This is a genomic window from Pseudomonas sp. 2957 (assembly GCF_031456345.1).
In the GTDB taxonomy this organism is placed as follows: domain Bacteria; phylum Pseudomonadota; class Gammaproteobacteria; order Pseudomonadales; family Pseudomonadaceae; genus Aquipseudomonas; species Aquipseudomonas siliginis.
On sequence record NZ_JAVDUL010000002.1, the window covers coordinates 41,281 to 60,177 of the forward strand.

Here is an 18,897-nt window from a genome sequence, read left to right on the forward strand (position 1 = left end):
GAGATCAAAATGTGCATCAGGGCGCGCCAACCGATGGCAATGAATCGAAGGGTTGACAGCTGGCAGCTCGGACAGGGTTAATCGGTGGGCAAAATCGACCGTACGCTGTTGTTCCCTCCAATAATCATTCTGGAGCTTCAGATGTCTGCGCCACACGATCATGGCTCGTCCACAGTGTCCCTCGAAGCACTGACGCAACTGCTTGAAACGATTTTTCTGCGCCACGGCACCTCCAGCGAAGTCGCACGGGTACTCGCCGTCAACTGCGCCAACGCCGAACGCGACGGCGCTCATAGTCATGGCGTGTTTCGCATCCCCGGTTATGTCTCGACGCTGAAAAGCGGCTGGGTCAATGGCCATGCCGTGCCACAGGTTGAAGATGTCGCGCCGGGGTTTGTCCGGGTTGACGCTGGCAACGGTTTTGCCCAGCCAGCGTTGGCAGCGGCCCGACCACTGCTGATCGAGAAGGCGCGTCATGCCGGCATCGCAGTCCTGGCAATTCGCAACTCGCATCATTTCGCCGCTTTGTGGCCGGATGTCGAGCCCTTCGCCGACGAAGGTCTGGTGGCGCTGAGCGTGGTCAACAGCATGACCTGCGTGGTGCCCCATGGCGCTGATCGGCCATTGTTCGGTACCAATCCGATTGCCTTCGCCGCGCCAAGGGCCAACGCCGCGCCGATTGTGTTCGATCTTGCCACCAGCGCCATCGCTCATGGCGATGTGCAAATCGCAGCGCGCAAGGGTGAAAAACTCCCGGCCGGCATGGGCGTCGACAGCCTCGGCCAGCCGACCCAGGACCCCAAAGCGATTCTCGAAGGCGGCGCCTTGTTGCCGTTTGGCGGCCATAAAGGCTCGGCGCTGTCGATGATGGTCGAGTTGCTGGCGGCGGCATTGACCGGCGGCAATTTCTCATTCGAGTTTGACTGGTCCAACCATCCCGGCGCGAAAACCCCGTGGACAGGTCAGCTGTTGATTGTGATCGACCCGAGCAAAGCGGCGGGGCAGAGCTTTGCCCAGCGCAGCGAGGAATTGGTACGGCAGATGCACGGGGTCGGGCTCAAGCGGCTGCCGGGGGATCGCCGGCATTTGCAGCGCAGTCGTTCAATGGCGCAAGGGATCGTACTGGATGAGCAGACGCTGGGGCAGTTGCGGGAGTTGGCGGGGGAGTGAGTCTTTTGTTGTTCTGACGATTGCAGTGACAAGGTCAAAAGCCCCTCACCCTAGCCCTCTCCCGGGGGGAGAGGGGACTGACCGCGTGGTTTGAGCGAGGTACGCCGCTTGGGATACCGAGTTGAATTCAGTAATCGAAAAGCAAAGCGGTTGGCATAAAAAAAGCGAACCGGAAGGCTCGCTTTTTTTATAGCGCTGGAACTCAGCGACGGCCGAGCAGCAGGCCCACCACCAGGCCGAAACCGGCGGAGATCGCCACGGTTTGCCAAGGGTGACCACCGATGTAGTTTTCGGTGGCTTCGACGGCGGGTTTGGTGCGATCGCGCACGCTGGATACCGAATCCAGTGCCAGCTGCAGTTTCTGGGCGATTTGTGCACGCAGTGTTTCTGCTTCTTCGCCGACCAGTGAAGCGCTGCTCTTGAGCAGTTTGTCCGATTCTTCGATCAGAGCCTGAAGCTCGCTGAAAGCTTGATCCTTGATTTGCTCTTCGGCAGCTTGCGAGGCGGTTTTACGGGCCATTGGGTGACTCCTTGCAGGTGAATGGACAGTGACCAATGGAGTGTAGCGGCAGGCCAAAAGTTGCATGTCATTCGTGGAGAAGGGAAAAACCTGCACCGGAGATTTCCATCGAGCGTGTAAGATGTCGCCATTTTACGCAGCAGGATAAATCCCCATGAGTTTCAATCTGGCCGACAAATCCCTCGCAGAGCGCGCAGCGCTGGAAGATGAGAAATCCCGTCTGTTCGAACTCTGGCAGAACAATCTGGGCAAAGCCAAAGGCGAAGCCGCGCGCTTGTTTGGGGAGCGCTCCAAGCGCAAGGGCAAATGGGCGGAGTGGGTCCGCGCCGAACTGGACGGCATGTCGCCGCCGGAGTTCGCCAACATGGTGCGCAGTGAAGTCAATCGCCTGATGGCGGCGAACAAATAATCCGCTTCACGCCTGGCTGAACGTGGCGGCAATCGCCTCGCGAACCTTGAACAGCACCGGATCGATCTGCGTGCTGGTGCGCCAGCCCAGTTCCACCGGATAGCGCGGTAAAGCCAAAGGGCAGGGCAGCAACGCCAGCCCGCTCAGCGCCGCGATGCTTGCGGCGGCATGGGCCGGGATGGTCGCCACCGCCTGACTGCCCTTGAGCAGGAAGGGCAGCGCGGCGAAATGCGTGGTCGACGCGCAGACTCGCCGGCTCAAGCCCACTGCCGCCAATCCCTCATCGGTGATACCGATAAAGCCGCCCGACGACACCAGAATGTGCTCGCGTTCAACGAACTCTTGCAACGCGATCTGCTGTTGGCCTGGCGCGAGACTGGCAGGGTCGACCAGACACGCATATCCGCCTTCCCCCAACACCTGACGACTGAGCAGGCGCTCGGAAAAGCCGCCGGCAGTGATCGCCAGGTCGATGCTGCGTTCCATCAGCGCGCGGGCAACGATCTGGCTGTGGGTCTGGCGAAATATCAACCGCAGCTTCGGCGCACGGCGGGCGATTTCCTCGATCAAGTGGCGCCCGTAGGCAATTTCAAAATCATCTGACAGACCGATCGCCACCGAGCGTCCTTCGTATTGATTGGCCGCCGGATCGAGCATGGCCAGACTTTGCCGGCATTTGTTGAGCGCATCGCTGATCACCGGTTTCAGCTGATTGGCTTGCAGGGTCGGCGCCAGTCCGCGCCCGGTGCGCACGAACAACTGATCGCCATACACCTCACGCAAGCGGCGCAATGCCGCGCTGACTGCCGATTGCGTTACGCCCAGGCGCAGGGCGGCGCGACTGGCACTGGATTCGTCGTGCAGCGCTTCGAAGACTTTCAGCAGGTTGAGGTCAATGTCGGCGATATTCATTTGGCTCATATCATTCAGCAGTCGGCAGGGCTTTATTCATGATCGCGTGACGCCGGAGAATCGGCAACACCTGAACCTGATGGAGTAAATACGATGGCCAAATCCATAGTGGCGGCGTTGCAGATCGGTGCATTGCCCGGCGGCAAAGGCGAAACCCTTGAACAGATCCTTGCTTGGGAAGACGCAATCCGCGAATCCGGCGCTGCGTTGGTGGTGATGCCGGAAGCCTTGCTCGGTGGTTACCCGAAAGGCGAGGGCTTCGGCACCCAATTGGGCTATCGACTGCCCGAGGGGCGTGAGGCGTTCGCGCGTTATTTTGCCAACGCCATCGATGTACCGGGCGCCGAAACCGAAGCGCTGGCCGGATTGTCAGCGCGCACCGGAGCCAATCTGGTGATCGGCGTGATCGAGCGCGCTGGCAGCACGTTGTATTGCACGGTGCTGTATTTCGATCCGCAGGCCGGGCTGATCGGCAAACACCGCAAGCTCATGCCCACCGGCACCGAGCGACTGATCTGGGGCAAGGGTGATGGCTCGACGCTGCCGGTGTTCGACACCCAGGTCGGCAAGCTTGGCGCCGTGGTCTGCTGGGAAAACATGATGCCGCTGCTGCGCACGGCGATGTATGCCAAGGGCGTTGAGGTCTGGTGCGCGCCGACCGTGGACGAGCGCGAGATGTGGCAGGTCAGCATGCGCCACATCGCCCACGAAGGCCGCTGTTTCGTGGTCAGCGCCTGTCAGGTGCAGGCCTCGCCGGATGATTTGGGGGTGGAGATTGCCAATTGGCCGGGTGATCGACCGTTGATTGCCGGTGGCAGCGTGATCGTCGGTCCGATGGGCGATGTGCTGGCGGGGCCGTTGCGCGGGGAAGCGGGCTTGCTCACGGCGGAAATCGACACTGATGAACTGATCCGCGCGCGGTATGACTACGATGTGGTCGGCCACTACGCGCGGCCGGATGTCTTCGAGTTGACCGTTGATGAGCGTGCGAAGCCGGGGGTGCGGTTCAACTCCTGACCTTGATACTTGTTTTGAACCTGTGGGAGCTGGCTTGCCAGCGATGGGGCCATGTCAGTCGACATCTTTTTGGCAGATGCACCGCTATCGCTGGCAAGCCAGCTCCCACAGGGATCGGTGCCCGATCAGAAAACTTTTTACCAAGTCGCCGCACTCACCTTGGGCAGGCTCAACTTGCCGCTGTCGGTAAAGCGCATCGTGCCAAACAACCCGCCCGCCAGTTTGCCGCGCAGCACGTAGGGCAGATTATCGAGGCTTTGCGTCTGGCTCAGCCCCAATGTCTGGCGCAGCACCGAGAACGCCGAGACGCTGACCGGCACTGTGACAATGGCTTCAGAGAAGCGCGGGATCGAACCGCTCTGATCGCTCACACCCGAAGCCAGCGAATGACCATTGACCTCCAGATCCAGGGCGATGCCGTTGTAATCGATCGCCGTTTCATTGGGGTTCTGCACGCGCAACTTGATCGCGAAGCGCACTTCCAGTTCCTGGCTGGGCAACGGTTCGAGGCCGACCACGTTGATGTTCACCGGGTCGCGATTGGGAAACAATGCGCAGGCGCTGAGCGACAACAGCAGAAGCGACAGGATGACGGCGTGGAGGCGGCGCATAAAAATCTCTCGACAAAAAAGGGCTGAACCGTTGCCGGTGCAGCCCTTTTTGCCAAGGCTCGACGTCAGCGGTTCAACTGTGCGACAGCCGCCGCTTGGCCGGGTTCACCTTTGGCGGTGACGTCGGGGTTTTCCATGACCTGCAGGATCGAAGCTTCCGGGTCGAAATCGTCTTCTTCCAGCTCGATGAATTCCTCGGGCAGGAAGATGTTCAGCACGATAGCGCACAACGCACCGACAGTGATTGGCGATTCGAAGATGTTGCGCAGCGCTTGCGGCAGTTCGCGCAGGACTTCCGGCACCGCCGCAATACCCAGGCCCATGCCCAGCGAGATCGCCACGATCAGCATGTTGCGTCGATGCAGGCCGGCCTCGGCGAGGATCTTGATTCCGGCCACGGCGACGGTGCCGAACATCACCAGTTCAGCGCCACCCAGCACCGGTTTCGGCATAAGTTGCAGCACCGCGCCGATCATCGGGAACAAACCGAGCAACACCAGCAGCCCGGCGATGAAAAACGCCACGTAGCGGCTGGCCACGCCGGTCAATTGGATCACGCCGTTGTTCTGCGCAAAGGTCACCATCGGCATGCTGTTGAACACTGCCGCCATGGCCGAGTTGAGACCATCGGCGAGCAGGCCGGATTTGATCCGGCGGATGTACAGCGGGCCTTTCACCGGTTGCCGCGAGATCATCGAGTTGGCGGTCAGGTCACCGGCCGCTTCCAGCGGCGACACGAGGAAAATCACCGCCACCGGCACGAACGCCACCCAATCGAAGTTGAAACCGTACTTGAACGGCACCGGCACGCTGACCAGCGGCACTTCGGGCATCGAAGCGAAATCCACCGTGCCCATCAGCCATGCCACCACGTAGCCGAGCGTCAGGCCGATGACGATCGCGCCCAGCCGCAGAAACGGCACGTCGACTCGGTTCAGCACAACGATGGTGCCGATCACCAGCGCCGCCAGAAACACATGGCTGGCCGCGCCGAGATCAGGCGCCCCGAAGCCGCCGGCGATGTCGGTCATCGCCACTTTGATCAGCGACAGGCCCATCAGCGTGATGATCGTGCCGGTCACCACCGGCGTGATCAGCATGCGCAGTTTGCCGATGAACTGGCTGAGCACCACTTCAATGAACGCAGCGAAGAAGCACACGCCGAAGATCGTCGAGAGGATTTCGTCAGTGCCACCGCCGCGCGCCTTGACCATGAATCCGGCGCTGAGAATCACGCTGATAAAGGAAAAACTGGTGCCTTGCAGACACAGCAGACCCGACCCCACCGGGCCGAAGCGCTTGGCCTGGACAAAGGTGCCAAGGCCGGAGACGAACAGCGCCATGCTGATCAGGTAGGGGATTTCACTGTGCAGACCGAGGGCGCCGCCCATGATCAGGGTCGGGGTAATGATGCCGACGAAACTCGCCAGCACATGCTGCAACGCGGCGAACACCGTGGCGGTCAGGTGCGGACGGTCGTTGAGACCGTAGATCAGGTCGTTGTTGCGCGGGGTTTTGTCAGAGGCGGTCATGGTGATGTGCGCGCCGCAAGGCGGGGCCGGGTCAGAAAATGGGTGCGCAGAATGCCGGAAGAGGGCGGCGAGGGCAACGAGCAATAACTGCCTGAAAGGTCAGGTTTTACTGCCTATGTGGGAGCGAGCCTGCTCGCGAAAGCGGTGGCTCAGTCTGCATCTCGGTGACTGACGAGCCGCCTTCGCGAGCAGGCTCGCTCCCACAATGATCGTCCACGCCCGTTAATCAGCAATGGCCAATCGCCCGTGGCATACTCCCGCGCATGACTTTCGACTCTCCCCTCAGTGCCTGGCAATACGCGGTCGACCACAAGGGTTTCATCCAGGATGAAGCTCAGGAACACGCGGTCTGGGCCTTACAGAAATGCCATGAAGCCTTGCACGCCGGTGCCCCTTCGATCAGCGGCGTGTACCTGTGGGGGCCGGTCGGGCGCGGCAAGACCTGGCTGATGGATCAGTTCTATCAGAGCCTGCGGGTGCCGGCGCGGCGTCAGCACTTTCATCACTTCATGGGCTGGGTACATCAGCGTTCATTTCAACTCAGTGGCATCGCCGATCCGTTGCGCGCCTTGGCCAAAGAGCTGGCCGGCGAAGTGCGCGTGCTGTGCTTCGATGAACTGTTCGTCAATGACATCGGCGACGCGATCATTCTCGGCCGGCTGTTTCAGGTGATGTTCGAGGAAGGCGTAGTGGTGGTCTGCACGTCCAACCTGCCGCCTGATGATCTGTACGCGGACGGCTTCAATCGCGACCGTTTCACGCCGGCGATTGCGGCGATCAAGGCACACATGACAGTGGTGGCGGTGAATGGTGCCGAGGATCATCGCTTGCATCCCGGAGCGATCGAGCAGCGCTATTTTGTCAATGAAGCCGATTCACCGAGCGCACTGGGTGCCATGTTCAAGTCGCTGGCTGTAGATGAGACTGTCAGCGATGAGCCAGTCGCCGTGGGCCATCGCACGCTCAGCGTCGTGCAAGCCAGCGAATCGGTGCTGTGGTGCCGCTACAGCGATCTGTGCGAACAACCTTTCGCCGCCATGGACTTCATTGCCCTGTGTGATCGCTACCGGGCTATTCTGTTGAGCGAAGTGCCGAACCTCAGCGCACAAAAACGCGAAGGGCGCATTGCGCGGGGCACCGAAGATGGCGCTGAACGCGTGGTCGCCGGTGACCGGGAATTGCCGCAGTTATCGGTGCATGACGACGGCGTTCGCCGCTTTATCGCGCTGGTCGACGAATGCTACGACCGCAAGGTGCCGCTGTACGTCGAGGCAAGCGTACCGATGGACGCGCTATACACCGAGGGCTACCTGGAATTCCCGTTCCGCCGCACCCTCAGCCGTTTGCAGGAGATGCAATTGCAGCGCTTCGCTGAAGCCTGAAAGAAGAGGGCGCCGACATGAGTCAACCGCTGTCCCATCATTTGCTGACCATGGCCTATCAGAATGCCTGGGCCAATCACCGCCTGGCAAAGGCCTGGAGCCAGCTCGACACCACTGAACTGGCGGCGCCACAGGTGAGCTTCTTCCCCAGCATCCGCCTCACGCTCAATCACATCCTCACCTGCGACTGGTTCTACGTTGATGCGCTGGAGCGGGAATTGCGCGGGGACGAGCCACACCCTGATTGCTACGTGTTCTTCAATGCAGACGAGCCGTTTACCGAGGCTGCGGCGCTGCGTGCAGAACAGGCCCGCGTTGATCGCCGCCTGATCGCCTATTGCGAGCAACTGCGCGATGCCGACCTGTCGAGAATCGTCACCATCGCCCGTGACATGCCGCAACATGACAGCCGCCTGCGCATGCTCTCGCACCTGTTCGAGCACCAGCTCCATCATCGTGGCCAGGTGCACGCCATGCTCAGCGGCACGGCGGTCAAGCCACCGCAACTGGATGAATTTTTCTGTGTCGGCGAAAGCGCATTGCGCGCCGAAGACTTCGCCGAACTGGGCTGGACCGAAGAGCTCATCTGGGGCCACTGACCACGAAAGATCGCAGCCTCGTTGCACTCGTCAACTCCTACACGTATCGGATCGTAGGAGCTGACGAGTGCAACGAGGCTGCGATCTTTTGATCTTCAGCTTTTCAAGTTGCCCTCTCCGGCGCACCCAAGCTAAGGTCCCCCCCAGGCCTTTCAGCTAGCACCTTGCGCGCCGGGGCTTTTTGCTTATCGGGGATGGAAATGGATTTCGCAGAAATACTCGTACTTCAGGCCAGCTACAGCAACCCGGTGCACGCCGAAGCCATCGGCATCGTGCTCAACCACTACGCCGAAGATCCCATGGGCGGCGGTCATCCGATCGCGCCCGAACTGCTGCAACGCCTGCCCGAAGAGCTCGCCCGCCGCCCGCATGCCTTCAGCGTGCTGGCCTTCGTCGGCGGTGAACCGGCCGGGCTGGTCAACTGCTTTGAAGGCTTCTCGACTTTCGCCTGTAAACCGCTGGTCAACGTTCACGACGTCGCCGTGGTCGGCAAATTTCGCGGCCTGGGGCTCAGTCAGAAAATGCTGCAGAAGGTAGAAGAGATCGCCCGTCAGCGCGGCTGCTGCAAAATCACCCTGGAAGTGCTGGAAGGCAATGCGGTGGCGCAGGGTTCATATCGCAAATTCGGCTTTGCACCGGGGATGTTCAATCCGGATCACGGGCGGATGCTGTTCTGGATAAAGGATTTGCAGGCCTGAAGGCTCCTCACCGCCAATCACCAACATAAAAAAAGGCGCCCCGATCAGGGCGCCTGAACTGTCATCTCCCGGGCCAGAGCGGAGCCACGGAAGGTCCATCGGTTGCTCGGTAATGCTCAGTCGCGATAGGACTCGGTCACCTGCGCCGTCTGGTCAGCAGGGACGCGAATTTCTCTCGCACTGGCGTCGGCCTTTTGCTCGCTTTGCGCGTGCTGGACCGGGAAATTGTCGTAGTAATAACGCATGCGTTCGGCACCGCCTTCAGCGAAGGCGCTGGTGGAGCCGAGGGCGAGCAGGGTGGTGAGAATGAAGGTAATGGTTTTCATGGTGCCTCCTACTGAACAAGTGGGAGTCGGTTCGTCCGTGAAGCAGACCGCGAAAGAAGTCTGCGTCGCGGCCATTAACAATGGGTTAACGCTGGTTCAGCGCAAATATTGCGGCGTATTACAGAAACACTGCGGCCGATGGGCACAAAAAAGGGCCTTCTCGGCCCTTTGTCGTTTTACTTCTGCGCGACTTCCGCCGGAGCAGGGTGTTTGGGCTTCATCAAACTGAAGTCAATCAACGCGCGCCTCGGCGCCTGGTACGGGTCGCCAATCAACAGCTTGCGCGGTACAAAGCTGTCGCTGACCAGGCTTTTGCTGCGATCCAGTTCATCGGAACTCAACCCGGCCAGATCCGCCCAGGTGTGAATGAGTTGCGAGCTGCTGTACGGGCGGCTGAGGTCGCCGGCGAAGTTCCAGTCGTGGTTTTCCTTCCACTTCGGCGAGGCCCAGGCCATGAACGGGATGGTGTACATCGGCGCGGTCGGTTTGTTTTCGTTGCGCCCCAGCGTGCCGTGACCGGCGGAGTCGAAGACATCTTCACCGTGGTCGGAGAGGTACAGCAGGAAGCCATTCGGGTCGGTCTTGGCGTAGTCCTTGATCAGGCTCGAGACCACGAAGTCGTTGTACAGCACGGCATTGTCATAGCTGTTGTAGGTCGGTACCTGATCGTCACGCACGCCAGCCGGAACGCCCTGGCGATCCTTGAACTTGTCGAACGTCGGCGGATATCGGTACTGGTAGCTCATGTGCGTGCCGAGCAGGTGCACGACGATCAGCTTGCGCGGCGCCGCATCGGCCAGCGCCTTGTTGAACGGCTCGATGACGTCGCCATCGTACTGCGCCGAGTTCTGGTTGCGGTTGTTGTTCAGGTACACCTGCTCGTCGGCCTGTTCGGAGAAGGTCGTGAGCATGGTGTTGCGCTTGGTCATGGTCTGCTGGTTGGTGATCCAGAACGTCTTGTAACCGGCCTGTTTCATCACGCTGACCAGCGATGGCGTCGACAGGTACAGGTCGGGGTTCTGCTCGTCGGCGAAGGTCAGCACTTGCTGCAGCGCTTCGATGGTGTACGGGCGCGGGGTGATGACGTTGTCGAAGATCGCCAGTTGATCCTTGAGTTTGTCCAGTTCCGGCGTGGTGCTGCGCGGATAACCGTAGAGGCTCATGCGCTGGCGGTTGGTCGATTCACCGATGACCAGCACCAGCGTCGCCGGTTGCCCGGCCGAGGCGTCCTTGAGGTTTTTCAGCGGCGGGATCTTGCTCGCGCTGTCGAGCATGCCTTGCATGTCCCCCAGCGTTTCCAGATAGCGGTGATAGGCCACGGCCATCTGCCACGGCACGGCGGGCTCGATGCGGGTTTCGAATTTCTCGAAGCCTTCGGCGAAATTGCCCATGCGCATGGTTTGTTTGATCAGCGGGTAGCCGGCGACGGCGATCACGATTGCGGTGGCTGCAACCAGTGCGCGACCACGGGGCATGTACACCGGGCGCAGGCGCGTCCACAGAAAGTAGGCGAACGCGGTATGGGCGAGGAACGCCGGGATCATCCACCAGGCGAAATACTGCGTCATGTACTCGCCCGCTTCCGACACGTTCGACTCGAACATGATGAAGATGACGCTCTGCGAGAATTCCTGCTGATAAATGAAGAAGTAACCCAGGCTGGCCATCGAGCAAGCCCACAGCACCACACCGATGATTGCCGCAAGCAGACGCGTCTGTTTGGGGAACAGCAGCATCGGCGCCAGCCACAGCGCGCTCATCACGAATGCCTGACGGAATCCCGTGAAACCAGACGTGCCGGTCAGCTGGATCAGCAGTTGAGTGATGCCCGAGAAGTACCAGAAGAAGACGAACAACCAGATGAATCCGGCCCAGTCGAAACCGGTCGCAGTCGTTTTGCTGCGTTTGAACAATGCCATTCAGCGCTCCAGCTCAATCATCAGACCCACGCCGGAAACGCTTCCATGACACCGACGAACAGAGGCCGTACACGCAGGCACGGCCAGAATGGGGCGGAGTATCCCCAAGGGCTTGTGAAAGATTTGTTAAGCGCCGCTGTTGGTGTGTATCAAGCGGTCAGAGGTGCAACGTGTCGGGAACGACGAGGGCCGTTCCCGAAGCAGGCGGGGATCAGGCGTGGGGTGCGCGCTGCACAACCGGACGAGGTTGCGGCTGCGAGCCCTGGGTCAGTGCGCGCAATTGCGCCAATTCGTGCTTCAACTGGTCGCGCTCGTCTTTCAACTGGCGCAATTCATCGCGACGGATCGTAACGTAGAGGGTTTGTGGCGGCATTGCTGTATGTACTGTGCCCATTGCTCACCTCGCAAATGGCGTGCATCAACTGTAAGTCACTCCTCGTTTTGAGGCGCTTGACTTACTATCGGCGCCAATTTTGATTTCTTTTGCCCTGGAAGGGAACTTTTTTATTTTTCATGGTCGGTGTGTCTTCGGCAGGATTCGGGGCGTTATCACTCTGGATCGGGCACAATGCCCGGAAACTTCATCGCAACGCTCTGGACTAACCTCCATCAGTCGCGTTGGGCTATAACCAATGACACACATTTATTTGTAGTAAGGAGCATCAGCACATGCAACTCGGGATTATTGGACTGGGCCGCATGGGCGGCAATATTGCGCGACGTCTGATGCTCAACGGGCACACCACCGTTGTTTACGACCGCAATACCGCTTTCATCGATAACCTGGTCGCCGAGGGCTCCACTGGCGTCGCCGACTTGCCAGCACTGGTTGCCGGCCTCGACAAGCCGCGCGCGGTCTGGGTCATGCTGCCGGCGGGCGCACCGACCGAAGATACCATCAACACCCTGAGCGAACTGCTTGAGCCCGGCGATACGATCATCGACGGCGGCAACACCAACTACAAGGACGACATTCGTCGCGCCAAGACGCTGAACGAGAAGGGCCTGCACTACATCGACGTCGGCACCTCCGGCGGCGTCTGGGGCCTGGAACGCGGTTATTGCATGATGATTGGCGGCGACGCCGAGACGGTCAAACGTCTCGATCCGCTGTTCGCCGCACTGGCGCCGGGCATGGGCGACATTCCGCGCACCAAGGATCGCAAGTCCGATGACCACCGCGCCGAGCATGGCTATATCCACGCCGGTCCCGCCGGCGCCGGGCACTTCGTGAAGATGATTCACAACGGCATCGAGTACGGCATGATGGCCGCGTTCGCCGAGGGCTTCGATATTCTCAAGACCAAATCCAGCGAACGCTTGCCGGAAGATCAGCGATTTGATCTGAACGTGGCCGATATCGCTGAAGTCTGGCGTCGTGGCAGCGTGGTGTCGTCGTGGTTGCTTGACCTGACTGCCGACGCACTGGCCAGCGATCCGAAGCTCGACGGTTTCTCCGGCTCGGTAGCTGACAGCGGCGAAGGCCAATGGACCATCGAAGCGGCCATGGAGCAAGCGGTGCCGGTACCGGTGCTGTCCAACTCGCTGTTCTCCCGTTACCGCTCGCGCGGGCAGGGCACCTTCGGTGACAAGATCCTGTCGGCACAACGCTTCGGCTTCGGCGGCCACGTGGAGACCGCGAAAAAATGACCCGTACGATCCGCAGAAAATCCAAGGCAGAACCCGCACCACCGACCACGCTGTTCTTGTTCGGTGCCCACGGCGACCTGGTCAAGCGCCTGCTCATGCCGGCGCTGTACAACCTCAGTCGCGACGGTCTGCTCGACGAAAACCTGCGGATCGTCGGCGTTGATCACAACGCCATTACCGATGAAGCCTTTGCGCAGAAGCTCGAAGACTTCATCCGTACCGAAGTGGCGGCGAAGGTCGGCAAGGGCGATCAGATGCTTGATCCGGTCTTGTGGGCCAAGCTCGCCAAAGGCATCAGCTACGTCCAGGGCGACTTCCTCGACGACAGCACCTATTCAGCCCTGGCGGCGAAAATCGCCGACAGCGGCACCGGCAATGCGGTGTTCTACCTGGCCACCGCGCCACGATTTTTCAGTGAAGTGGTGCGCCGCCTCGGCAGCGCCGGTTTGCTTGAAGAAACTCCCGAAGCGTTCAGAAGAGTGGTGATCGAGAAGCCGTTCGGCTCCGATCTGCACACCGCCGAAGCCTTGAACGCGTGCCTGCTCAAGGTCATGAGCGAGAAGCAGATCTACCGGATCGACCATTACCTGGGCAAGGAAACCGTGCAGAACATTCTGGTCAGCCGGTTCTCCAACAGCCTGTTCGAAGCGTTCTGGAACAATCATTACATCGACCACGTGCAGATCACCGCGGCGGAAACCGTCGGTGTGGAAACCCGTGGCAGCTTTTACGAACACACCGGCGCACTGCGCGACATGGTGCCCAATCACCTGTTCCAGCTGTTGGCCATGGTGGCCATGGAACCGCCGGCTGCTTTCGGCGCTGACGCGGTGCGTGGCGAGAAGGCCAAAGTGGTCGGGGCGATTCGTCCCTGGTCGACAGAGGAGGCCCGGGCCAACTCGGTGCGCGGCCAGTACAGCGCCGGCGAGCGCGATGGCCAGCCATTGAAGGGTTATCGCGAAGAAGCCAACGTGTCGCCCGACAGCACCACGGAAACCTACGTGGCGCTCAAGGTGATGATCGACAACTGGCGCTGGGTCGGCGTGCCGTTCTATCTGCGCACCGGCAAGCGCATGAGCGTGCGCGACACCGAAATCGTCATCTGCTTCAAACCAGCGCCTTATGCGCAGTTCCGCGACACCGAAGTCGACGAGTTGCAGCCAACTTACCTGCGTATCCAGATCCAGCCAAACGAAGGCATGTGGTTCGACTTGCTGGCCAAGCGGCCCGGGCCGGCGCTGAACATGGCCAACATCGAGTTGGGCTTTGCCTACAAGGACTTTTTCGAGATGCAGCCTTCCACCGGCTACGAAACCTTGATCTACGACTGCCTGACCGGTGATCAGACGCTGTTCCAGCGTGCCGACAACATCGAGAACGGTTGGCGAGCCGTGCAGCCTTTCCTTGATGCCTGGCAGCAGGATGCGAGCGTCGAGACGTATGCTGCCGGCGAAGATGGCCCGCAAGCAGCGGAAGATCTCCTGACTCGCGATGGTCGCGTCTGGCACGGCCTGGGATGAGTGATTTGCCGAAACAACCCATACGTTTTCTGCTCAGCGACATGGACGGCACGCTGTTGCTGCCGGATCACACGCTGAACCAACGCACCATCGAAGCCGTGCGCTCGTTGCGCGAGGCCGGCGTGCTGTTCAGCCTCGCCAGCGGCCGCCCGCCGAAAGCCATGTTGCAGCAGATCGAGGCGCTAGGCGTTGATCTGCCGACAGCGGCGTTCAATGGCGGCACCATCGTCAAACCGGACGGCACGCTGTTGGCCGCGCATTATTTGCCGGCGACCACAGCGCTGATCGCACTGGCACTGTTTGCCGATCAACCGGAGGTGGAAATCTGGGTGTTCAGCGGCGGCGACTGGCTGCTCAAGGACCCGCACGGGCCGATGGTCCCACGTGAACAGAGTGGCCTCGGCTATCCGCCGGTGGTGGTCGAGAGTTTTGAACCGTATCTGGAGCGCATCGACAAGATCGTCGCTACCAGCAACAACACTGAGTTGCTGATTGAGCTGGAGGCGCAGTTGTTGCCCAAGGTCAACGGCATGGCGCAAGTGTCGCGCTCGCAGCCGGTGTATCTCGACGTTACGGCGCTTGAGGCCAACAAAGGCACGGCATTGACGACCATCGCCGAATACCTCGGCGTGCCGCTGGAGCAAACCGCTGTCATCGGCGACGGCGGCAACGACCCGGCGATGTTCAAATGCGCTGGCTTTTCGATTGCCATGGGCCAGGCGGAAGAGGCGGTGAAGCACCAGGCTGATGTCGTTACAGCGCCAAACACTGAAGACGGCGTGGTCCTGGCGATCGAGAAATACATCCTCACGCACTGACCCAACACCAAAACCAATGTGGGAGCGAGCCTGCTCGCGAAGGCGGTGTGTCATTCAACAGATTCGTTGCCTGACACGACCTCTTCGCGAGCAGGCTCGCTCCCACAGGTTTTCGCGGCGCGTGCAAACCCCGGTAACCCACAGGTTTATTCAGTGTTGCTTAGAGCCAATAGCTCACCGCATACCAGCCCAGCAGTCCCATCACCACGGTATACGGCACCGCCATCCACACCATGCGCCCGTATGACAACCGCACCAGCGGTGCAATCGCCGAGGTCAGCAGGAACAGAAACGCTGCCTGACCATTCGGTGTCGCCACGCTCGGCAGGTTGGTGCCGGTATTGATCGCAATCGCCAATGTCTCGAAGTGCTCGCGAGTCATGTGCCCTGCGAGAAAAGCCTGTTTCACTTCGGTAATGTAAATGGTCGCAACGAATACGTTGTCGCTGATCGCCGAGAGCAAGCCGTTGGCGATGAACAACATGCCCGGCTGTTGATCCATCGGCAGCGCCAAGACCCACTCGATCAGTGGGACGAACAGATGCTGATCGTGAATGACCGCCACCACGGCAAAAAACACCACCAGCAGTGCAGTAAACGGCATGGCGTCCTTGAACGCGCTGCCCAGACGATGCTCGTCGGTGATCCCGGTAAACGCGGTGATCAACACGATTACCATCAACCCGATCAGGCCAACTTCAGCCAAGTGAAACGCCAGGCATCCAATCAGGATAAGCGCCGCCGCCCCTTGCACCAGCAGCGCCGCCGTCTGACGAGGCGTGCGTTTGGCGTTGTCCTCGGCGGCGTAGTTGGCCAACACGGCGCGGACGTTGTCTGGCAGCAGCGTGCCGTATCCGAACCAGCGCAGCTTCTCCAGCAGCACGCAAGTGACCAGACCCGCCGCCAGTACCGGCAGCGAAACCGGGGCAACTTTCTGGAAGAACTCGCCGAAATGCCAGCCCATCTCATGGCCGATCAACAGGTTCTGCGGCTCACCGACCAAGGTGCAGACGCCACCGAGCGCTGTGCCGACCGCTCCGTGCATCAACAGGCTGCGCAGGAAAGCGCGGAATTGATTCAAGTCCTCATGGTGTCGCGACGGTAAATGCTGATCGTCAGCGAATTCGCTGTCCTTGCGTGGATCATTGCCCGACGCGACGCGGTGATACACCGAGTAAAAGCCGACAGCCGCACTGATGATCACCGCCGTCACGGTCAGCGCATCCAGAAACGCAGAGAGGAACGCTGACAAGAAGCAGAACATCAGCGCCAGAATCGCTTTCGAGCGCACGCCCAACAGGAGCCGCGAGAAGAGAAACAGCAGCAGATCTTTCATGAAGTAGATGCCGGCAACCATGAACATCAGCAGCAGGATCACCGGAAAGTTGTGCAGCAACTCATCGTAAAGCGCTTGCGGCGTGGTCATCTTCAACAGCAACGCTTCAATCAACAGCAGGCCGCCAGGCATCAACGGATAACACTTGAGGGCCATGGCCAGGGTGAAGATGAATTCGATCACCAGCAACCAGCCTGCGGCGACCGGCCCGACGGTGAACAGCACCACGGCGTTGAGAATGAGAAAACCGACGATGGTCGCCTTGTACCAGCGTGGCGATTGCCCGAGGAAGTTGTGCGCGAACGCCTGGGCGATTGAACCGGACATCGGCTGCTCCTTTTATTTAGAAGCGCGAAAGTTGCCGGATGTTTCAAGGAAGATCAAGTCGCCGATAACCTCGATTCTGTTGAATGCTCTATGGATTCAGATAACGCGCAACCATTGCCCGGTAGTTGCCATCCAGCGAATAGCCACCTACCACAATCGCCCCGTCAGTATGTACGGTCAGTGAATTGGCGGTATCGAGACTTCGCCCCAGTCGCGTGCGCAACCAGCCATGGCCCTCACCGAACGCTGGATCAAGGCTGCCATCGAGTTGATAGCGCGCCACCATGAAGTCAGCTTCGACTCCGCCGATGGTCGCGCCCACGGCGACGATGCGGCCGTCGCTCATTTGCTGGGCGGCGTTCCATTGGCATCCGCTGGGGCCGATGTCCAACACCTGTGGCTGGCCATGATGACAGTGCAGGTCCGGTCGACCGTTGGCGTGCAGGACAAACGTCAAACAGCGGATTGGATCGCGGCTGCTGCCGAAGCAATAAAGCCTGTCGTCGGACTCAATAATCTGGCTGACCTGAGCGCTGTTGCCGTGAGCCTTGAAGGCCATGAAGCCATCGACGGCGAAGCGCTCGTCCAGGCTGCCATCGGGCCGATACACCGCCAGCAGGCCTTGCTGAGGAAAGTCGATGGAACCTGCGACGACGATGCGCCCATCCTCCTTCAACAACAGCGTGCTCAGCCAGGTATTGAGCAGCAGGTGGCGGACCACTACAAATCCGCGTCCGTTGAATGATTCGTCGAGAAATCCATCGGGTTGCAGGCGGATCAATATGCCGGCGTGGTCGGCAAGGCTGAAATGATGGTTGGCGATCAGCAGAATACGGCCGTCTTCCTCCACCACAAAGTCACAGGCTTCGACGCCAGGCACGCCCGGCGGCAACCAGTTGTCGCGGGTGCCCATGGACAGCTCGCCGGGCAGTCGCACCACCTGGAAACCGTCATCGCCGAAGAATCGGTCTGGCTGGCCGTTGGCATCGAACAGGGCGAGGGCGGGCAGGGTGCGTTGGGTGTCTTCATAATGCAGGCCGGCCAGCAGAATCTTGCCGTCGGCTAACACCTGAACCTTGCCGGCCTTGGCTTCGAAACCCTCGACGAAACTGCCGATCACGCTGCCCTGAAAGCCGAACGACAAATCCGCCGAACCATCGGCCAGCAGCCGCGCGAGGCCAAAACGACTCCCCTTGGATGTACCGACCTTGGCGGCGACCAGAATCCGACCCTGTGCATCGAGCGTGACATGTTGGGTCTGGCTGGACAAACTGCCGGCAAAGTACACCTGCGCAACACCGCCAATGGCGAATGTCGGGTCGAGCGAACCGGGGGCGGTCCATGCAGTAGGCAGCGCGTAAGGGCTCAGGGTGGACATGCACGCGTCTCCTTGTGCCTGAGCCGATACCCAGTGGTTGGGAGGCTGACTGCACGAGCGAAACATTCAATCCCTGAACCGCGAGAAGTACAACTGGGGGAACTAACAGAAGGACGGTCGCACTGTGCCAGAACAGTGTCTTGTTGAACCACTCGCAAGCGAGCCAAGTACTTTCGATGAAACGGCACTGCAACTACGTTGATTGTTCGACTACGCATACAACAAGGGCGGATGACTTTAACGTCATCCGCCCTTGTTCGGTAATCAGTGTGGCATCGACCACGATTGCAGTGTGTGGCCGTCTTCGCTGAGCTCAGCGCGGGCCTGCTGCAGCAGTTGTTCGAGTTGCGCCGGGTCAGAGTAGGCGCTGCTCGGGATCTGTTTGCGACCGATGTGGGAGTTGGTGCGGTCGACGACGGTCAGGCTCAGTTCGCCATTGCCGTCTTGTGGCGCCCAGGCAACGCATTGAAAAGGCTTGAACGCGTGGTTGGCAATCAAAAGAGCTTCGTTGATACGCAGCGGGGCAGTCATGGGGTCTTCTCTCTATTGGCGCCCAATCAAATGATGTGCCGTCGGTTGGGCTTACCGTGCGGCTGGTTACTTGTACTGATGCACGCAACCGGGGGGCGGGTCACAAGTGAAACAAAGAAATTTCAGATTCTTTACATAACGTAAGTTCGTTTCGTTAAACCTGCACATGTCCGAACACCGCGCTGAATTCACCCCTCACCCCAGCCCTCTCCCCGAGGAGAGGGAGCCGAGTTGTGGGCTTT

General features: G+C 60.1%; 19 protein-coding genes. 9 read left to right on the plus strand and 10 right to left on the minus strand.

The features are described from left to right. Positions 1-141: 141 nt before the first annotated feature. Positions 142-1,170, plus strand: coding sequence for an Ldh family oxidoreductase (locus J2Y39_RS05840; RefSeq protein WP_095179972.1), 1,029 nt, complete (start codon positions 142-144; stop codon positions 1,168-1,170). 202 nt (positions 1,171-1,372) lie between these two features. Here J2Y39_RS05840 and J2Y39_RS05845 read toward each other — a convergent pair whose 3' ends face one another. After that, complete coding sequence (locus J2Y39_RS05845) at positions 1,373-1,690, minus strand: YqjD family protein (protein WP_016774661.1); 318 nt, start codon at positions 1,688-1,690, stop codon at positions 1,373-1,375. Between the two features lie 154 nt (positions 1,691-1,844). Here J2Y39_RS05845 and J2Y39_RS05850 point away from each other — a divergent pair, with 154 nt between their 5' ends. After that, complete coding sequence (locus J2Y39_RS05850; protein ID WP_003224595.1) at positions 1,845-2,099, plus strand: hypothetical protein; 255 nt, start codon at positions 1,845-1,847, stop codon at positions 2,097-2,099. Between the two features lie 6 nt (positions 2,100-2,105). Here the strand turns inward: J2Y39_RS05850 and J2Y39_RS05855 are convergent, their stop codons facing one another. Continuing rightward, positions 2,106-3,020, minus strand: coding sequence for a LysR substrate-binding domain-containing protein (locus J2Y39_RS05855; protein ID WP_150635368.1), 915 nt, complete (start codon positions 3,018-3,020; stop codon positions 2,106-2,108). Positions 3,021-3,104: 84 nt separating this feature from the next. Here J2Y39_RS05855 and J2Y39_RS05860 point away from each other — a divergent pair, with 84 nt between their 5' ends. Next, on the plus strand, positions 3,105-4,028 hold the full coding sequence (locus J2Y39_RS05860) for a carbon-nitrogen hydrolase family protein (RefSeq protein WP_310215877.1): 924 nt from the start codon (positions 3,105-3,107) through the stop codon (positions 4,026-4,028). A 137-nt stretch (positions 4,029-4,165) separates the two neighbouring features. Here J2Y39_RS05860 and J2Y39_RS05865 read toward each other — a convergent pair whose 3' ends face one another. Both J2Y39_RS05865 and J2Y39_RS05870 read right to left on the minus strand, forming a co-directional pair. After that, positions 4,166-4,639, minus strand: coding sequence for an LEA type 2 family protein (locus J2Y39_RS05865; RefSeq protein ID WP_310215879.1), 474 nt, complete (start codon positions 4,637-4,639; stop codon positions 4,166-4,168). A gap of 65 nt (positions 4,640-4,704) precedes the next feature. Beyond that, complete coding sequence (locus J2Y39_RS05870; protein ID WP_110645241.1) at positions 4,705-6,171, minus strand: nucleobase:cation symporter-2 family protein; 1,467 nt, start codon at positions 6,169-6,171, stop codon at positions 4,705-4,707. Positions 6,172-6,434: 263 nt separating this feature from the next. Between J2Y39_RS05870 and zapE the strand changes: the two genes are divergently transcribed. The 3 genes from zapE to J2Y39_RS05885 all read left to right on the plus strand — a co-directional run bounded on the left by zapE (position 6,435) and on the right by J2Y39_RS05885 (position 8,850). Then, entirely contained in the window at positions 6,435-7,553 is a 1,119-nt protein-coding gene (gene zapE, locus J2Y39_RS05875; RefSeq protein WP_310215883.1) for a cell division protein ZapE, read from the plus strand. 17 nt (positions 7,554-7,570) lie between these two features. Continuing rightward, positions 7,571-8,152 carry a DinB family protein gene (locus J2Y39_RS05880; protein WP_258708179.1) on the plus strand — a complete coding sequence of 194 codons (582 nt, stop codon included), beginning with the start codon at positions 7,571-7,573 and terminating at the stop codon, positions 8,150-8,152. A gap of 200 nt (positions 8,153-8,352) precedes the next feature. Then, complete coding sequence (locus tag J2Y39_RS05885; RefSeq protein WP_310215888.1) at positions 8,353-8,850, plus strand: GNAT family N-acetyltransferase; 498 nt, start codon at positions 8,353-8,355, stop codon at positions 8,848-8,850. A gap of 116 nt (positions 8,851-8,966) precedes the next feature. On the opposite strand, the gene J2Y39_RS05890 is transcribed toward J2Y39_RS05885, so the two are convergent. The 3 genes from J2Y39_RS05890 to J2Y39_RS05900 form a co-directional block, all read right to left on the minus strand. After that, positions 8,967-9,176 carry a hypothetical protein gene (locus J2Y39_RS05890; protein ID WP_310215891.1) on the minus strand — a complete coding sequence of 70 codons (210 nt, stop codon included), beginning with the start codon at positions 9,174-9,176 and terminating at the stop codon, positions 8,967-8,969. Positions 9,177-9,352: 176 nt separating this feature from the next. Next, a complete protein-coding gene (locus J2Y39_RS05895; protein WP_150635362.1) occupies positions 9,353-11,095 on the minus strand; it encodes a phosphoethanolamine transferase CptA in 1,743 nt (580 codons plus the stop codon). Positions 11,096-11,306: 211 nt separating this feature from the next. Continuing rightward, positions 11,307-11,489, minus strand: a complete 183-nt coding sequence (locus J2Y39_RS05900; protein ID WP_016774671.1) for a DUF6026 family protein — start codon at positions 11,487-11,489, stop codon at positions 11,307-11,309. Between the two features lie 275 nt (positions 11,490-11,764). Here J2Y39_RS05900 and gnd point away from each other — a divergent pair, with 275 nt between their 5' ends. From gnd to J2Y39_RS05915, 3 genes are read left to right on the plus strand one after another with little or no spacing between them, the layout of a single operon-like run. Next, positions 11,765-12,745, plus strand: coding sequence for a phosphogluconate dehydrogenase (NAD(+)-dependent, decarboxylating) (gene gnd / locus J2Y39_RS05905; RefSeq protein WP_122507312.1), 981 nt, complete (start codon positions 11,765-11,767; stop codon positions 12,743-12,745). After that, entirely contained in the window at positions 12,742-14,265 is a 1,524-nt protein-coding gene (zwf, locus tag J2Y39_RS05910) for a glucose-6-phosphate dehydrogenase (protein ID WP_095179979.1), read from the plus strand. The genes gnd and zwf overlap by 4 nt, the downstream gene beginning before the upstream one ends. Further along, complete coding sequence (locus J2Y39_RS05915) at positions 14,262-15,083, plus strand: HAD family hydrolase (RefSeq protein WP_310215895.1); 822 nt, start codon at positions 14,262-14,264, stop codon at positions 15,081-15,083. The genes zwf and J2Y39_RS05915 overlap by 4 nt, the downstream gene beginning before the upstream one ends. A 160-nt stretch (positions 15,084-15,243) precedes the next feature. Here the strand turns inward: J2Y39_RS05915 and nhaB are convergent, their stop codons facing one another. The 3 genes from nhaB to J2Y39_RS05930 form a co-directional block, all read right to left on the minus strand. Then, complete coding sequence (nhaB, locus tag J2Y39_RS05920; protein ID WP_056785902.1) at positions 15,244-16,746, minus strand: sodium/proton antiporter NhaB; 1,503 nt, start codon at positions 16,744-16,746, stop codon at positions 15,244-15,246. A gap of 88 nt (positions 16,747-16,834) precedes the next feature. Beyond that, positions 16,835-18,124 carry a hypothetical protein gene (locus J2Y39_RS05925; protein WP_310215901.1) on the minus strand — a complete coding sequence of 430 codons (1,290 nt, stop codon included), beginning with the start codon at positions 18,122-18,124 and terminating at the stop codon, positions 16,835-16,837. Positions 18,125-18,388: 264 nt separating this feature from the next. Then, entirely contained in the window at positions 18,389-18,655 is a 267-nt protein-coding gene (locus tag J2Y39_RS05930; protein ID WP_095179983.1) for a hypothetical protein, read from the minus strand. Positions 18,656-18,897 lie beyond the last annotated feature (242 nt).